This window comes from Avibacterium endocarditidis (assembly GCF_002921145.1).
GTDB lineage: Bacteria > Pseudomonadota > Gammaproteobacteria > Enterobacterales > Pasteurellaceae > Avibacterium > Avibacterium endocarditidis.
Genome location: NZ_PQVI01000109.1, coordinates 1 through 4083, shown reverse-complemented (window position 1 = coordinate 4083; position 4083 = coordinate 1). Strand labels below are relative to the sequence as shown.

At 43.0% G+C, this 4083-nt stretch carries 3 protein-coding genes; all 3 read left to right on the top strand.

The genetic code is table 11. From position 1 onward, the window contains the following. The first annotated feature begins 120 nt into the window (after window positions 1-120). The 3 genes from gyrA to C3Z13_RS08535 all read left to right on the top strand — a co-directional run bounded on the left by gyrA (window position 121) and on the right by C3Z13_RS08535 (window position 3965). Complete coding sequence (gyrA, locus tag C3Z13_RS08545; RefSeq protein ID WP_103855640.1) at window positions 121-2772, top strand: DNA topoisomerase (ATP-hydrolyzing) subunit A; 2652 nt, start codon at window positions 121-123, stop codon at window positions 2770-2772. Between the two features lie 102 nt (window positions 2773-2874). Beyond that, window positions 2875-3222 (top strand): SirB2 family protein, encoded by a 348-nt coding sequence (locus C3Z13_RS08540; RefSeq protein ID WP_103855639.1) that lies wholly within the window; start codon window positions 2875-2877, stop codon window positions 3220-3222. A 239-nt stretch (window positions 3223-3461) separates the two neighbouring features. Further along, on the top strand, window positions 3462-3965 hold the full coding sequence (locus C3Z13_RS08535) for a hemerythrin domain-containing protein (RefSeq protein ID WP_181022042.1): 504 nt from the start codon (window positions 3462-3464) through the stop codon (window positions 3963-3965). Window positions 3966-4083: the final 118 nt, after the last annotated feature.

The window sequence follows — 4083 nt, the reverse complement described above, 5'->3', positions numbered from 1 at the left end:
TGTTATTTATCCCAAAGAAAAAACCAAATTTACGCCATAACAATCTTTATTAGATTAGAGATATTATTGAAATTATGCTACAATCCTGCCTAATTTTTTATGTAATTAGGGAATATTTCAATGACGAATTTGGTTTCAAACGTTACCCCTGTGAGTATTGAGGAAGAGCTAAAATCTTCTTATCTCGACTACGCAATGTCCGTGATTGTTGGACGTGCCTTGCCTGATGTGCGTGATGGGTTAAAACCTGTACACCGCCGTGTTTTGTATTCAATGGATCAAAGCGGAATTACCCATAATAAAGCCTATGTAAAATCGGCTCGTGTGGTGGGTGATGTCATCGGAAAATACCACCCTCACGGTGATAGTGCCGTTTATGACACCATTGTGCGTATGGCACAGCCTTTCTCGCTACGCTATATGTTGGTGGACGGTCAGGGTAACTTTGGTTCGGTGGACGGTGATGCCCCAGCGGCAATGCGTTATACCGAAGTGCGTATGCAGAAAATTACGCAAGAACTGCTGACCGATTTAGACAAAGAAACCGTGGATTTCTCGCCAAACTATGATGGCAAAGAGATGATTCCCGATGTGTTGCCAACCAAAATCCCCGCCTTACTCGTCAATGGTTCATCGGGGATCGCGGTGGGTATGGCGACCAATATTCCCCCACACAATTTAGGTGAAGTGCTAGATGGTTGCTTGGCATATTTGGATAACGAGGAAATTAGCATTGATGAATTAATGCAGTTTATTCCCGGCCCAGATTTTCCAACAGCGGCATTAATTAACGGTCGCAAAGGGATTGAGGACGCGTATAAAACAGGGCGAGGCAAGGTTTACGTTCGTGCTAAAGCCGAGATTGAAACCAGTGAGAAAGGGCGTGAAACCATTGTCGTTACGGAAATTCCTTATCAAGTAAACAAAGCCCGTTTAGTGGAAAAAATTGCGGAGCTGGTGCGAGATAAAAAAATCGAAGGCATTAGCAACGTGCTTGATGTATCCAACAAAGAGGGCTTCCGCATTGAAATTGAAATCAAGCGAGATGCGGTTGGCGAAGTGGTGCTGAATAACCTCTATGCCCTCACCCAAATGCAAGTGACCTTTGGGATCAATATGGTGGCACTTGATCACGGGCAACCTAAGCTCTTCAATTTAAAGCAAATTATCGAAGCTTTCGTGAAACATCGCCGTGAAGTGGTTACTCGCCGTACCGTGTTTGAATTGCGTAAAGCCCGTGAACGTGCGCATATTTTAGAAGGCTTGGCGATCGCGTTGGCGAATATCGATCCTGTCATTGAAGTGATCCGTGCTTCAAAAACAGGTGATGAAGCCCGTGAAGCCTTGCTATCTCGTGGTTGGGAACTGGGCAATGTGAGTGCGATGCTCGAAGCCGCAGGAATGGACGCTTCTCGCCCTGAAGATCTTTCCCCTGAATTAGGCGTGCGTGATGGCTTATATTACCTTTCCGAAGAACAAGCCCGTGCAATTTTAGATCTTCGCTTACAACGTCTAACAGGGTTAGAACACGAAAAAATCGTTACCGAATACCAAGAAATTTTAGTCGAAATCGGCGAACTTTTACACATTTTAAACAGCACTGAACGCTTGCGTGAAGTGGTGCATGAAGAATTAGAACGCATTAAAACCGAATTTAATGACGAACGCCGCACCGAAATCACAATGGCATCTGGTGATATTAATCTTGAAGATCTTATCGCACAAGAAGACGTGGTTGTTACCCTTTCTCACGAAGGTTATGTGAAATATCAACCACTTACCGATTACGAAGCCCAACGCCGTGGCGGTAAAGGGAAATCGGCAACCAAGATGAAAGAAGAAGATTTCATCGAAAAATTATTGGTTGCCAACACCCACGACACGATTTTATGTTTCTCAAGTCGCGGGCGATTATATTGGCTCAAAGTATATCAATTACCACAAGCCAGCCGTGGTGCGCGTGGTCGCCCAATCGTCAATATTCTGCCATTGGATGAAAACGAACGTATCACCGCCATCTTGCCAATTTCCGCTTATGAGGAAGATAAATTTGTTGTAATGGCAACCGCAGGCGGGATCGTGAAGAAAATCGCCCTCACCGAATTTAGCCGCCCACGTTCAAGTGGAATTATCGCCTTGAACTTGCGTGATGAAGATGAACTCATCGGGGTAGACATTACCAACGGCAATGACGAAATTATGTTGTTCTCCTCACAAGGTCGTGTAGTGCGATTTGCAGAAAGTGCGGTTCGCCCAATGGGACGCACCGCCACAGGGGTTCGCGGGATTAAACTCGCCCTAACCAACGATCTTTCTGATGATGAAAGTGCGGTGGAAATTGAAGACGTTTCCGAGGATAACAGCGAAGAAACCCTTGATCTCAACATTGATAAAGTGGTTTCCCTCGTTATTCCAAAAAATGCGGGAGCAATTTTAACCGCAACGCAAAATGGCTACGGAAAACGTACCGCACTTGAGGAATACCCAACCAAATCACGCAACACCAAAGGAGTGATTTCTATCAAAGTGAGTGAGCGTAACGGCAAAGTGGTGGCAGCAACCCAAGTGGAAGAAAGCGACCAAATTATGCTCATTACGGACGCAGGAACATTGGTTAGAACCCGTGTGAGTGAAGTCAGCATTGTGGGACGAAACACCCAAGGGGTTCGCTTAATTCGCACCGCCGAAGGCGAGCAAGTAGTAAGCCTTGAGCGTGTTTGTGATGTGGACGATGAAGAATCGGACATTGAAACAGAAAATGTGGAAGAATAAAAACAAAGTGGGCAACTCGCCCACTTTCTCTTTTCCCAAAACTGAAACCTTTTTTCACACTGGACTTTTAAAATCCCAAACCATTCTATAGGAATTTAGACAATGATTTTTTATGCTATTTACACCCACTTTTTTTGTGCTTTTATTAGCTTAGGGCTATTTATTATTCGTGCCTTAATGCAATTTGCTGGAGAAGATTGGCGCGCCATAAAATTACTCAAAATCCTACCGCACTTATCCGATACGCTACTGATCGTAAGCGGTGCAATCTTATTATTCTCCCTAGGAATAGGCTTCCCTTGGTGGATTATCGCCAAATTTGCCTTATTAATTAGCTACATCATTTTTGCCGCTAAGTTTTTTAAACGTGGCACAGCTAATAATCCAGCGGCATTTCTGCTTGCATTAATTTCATTTGTTGGCGCAATGTTACTCGGCTACAACCATTAATCTCACTAAATTCTCAAGCGGTTTGGTTTAGCTTAAACCGCTTTTTCACTTCACCTAGTCTTTCATTCTCTATAATTTAAAGTGCGGTGGAATTTTGTAAAATTTTTCCACCTATTTTGAGTTATAAAATCTGATTTAGATCATAAGCCGACCACCTTTTCTTAAAAAGAAGTTGGGATTACCAACCAAATACCTTAGTATTTTGGTCAGGTTTAACAATCCAATATTAAGGTCAAATTATGTCATTAGAAAATAGAATGAAACAAGCCGATCAACAATGGCAAAGTGCCAGTTATCAAGACACCATCTCGCATATCCTGTCGCGCTTTCATCAACGTCATCGTGAACAATTACAAGAGCTAATTCCCCTTGCAGAAAAGGTAGAAGAACGCCACGCTGATCACCCTGATTGTCCAAAAGGTTTAGCTGACGCGCTAAAAAATGCCTATGCGGATTTGTCTAGCCATATGATGAAAGAAGAACAAATCTTGTTCCCAATGATCCAAGCAGGTAATTATATGATGGCACGAATGCCCATTCAGGTAATGGAATTTGAACACGATGAACACGGTGCAACGATTGAAATGTTACGCACTCTTACTCACAATATGACGTCACCAGCTGATGCTTGCACCTCTTGGCGTAATCTCTACCAAGGTATTCAAGAATTTTGTGATGATCTGCAAGAGCATATTCACACGGAAAATAATATCTTATTCCCACGTGTATTAAGCGAACAATAGTCACAGCAATAATAATGTTAGCACTTTAAGGACGTTTAAGGTGCTTTTTTATTCAATAAAATCTCCACCCAAAATCCTTTCTCTCCACGCGAATTCTCGGCATTTTTATACCGCACTT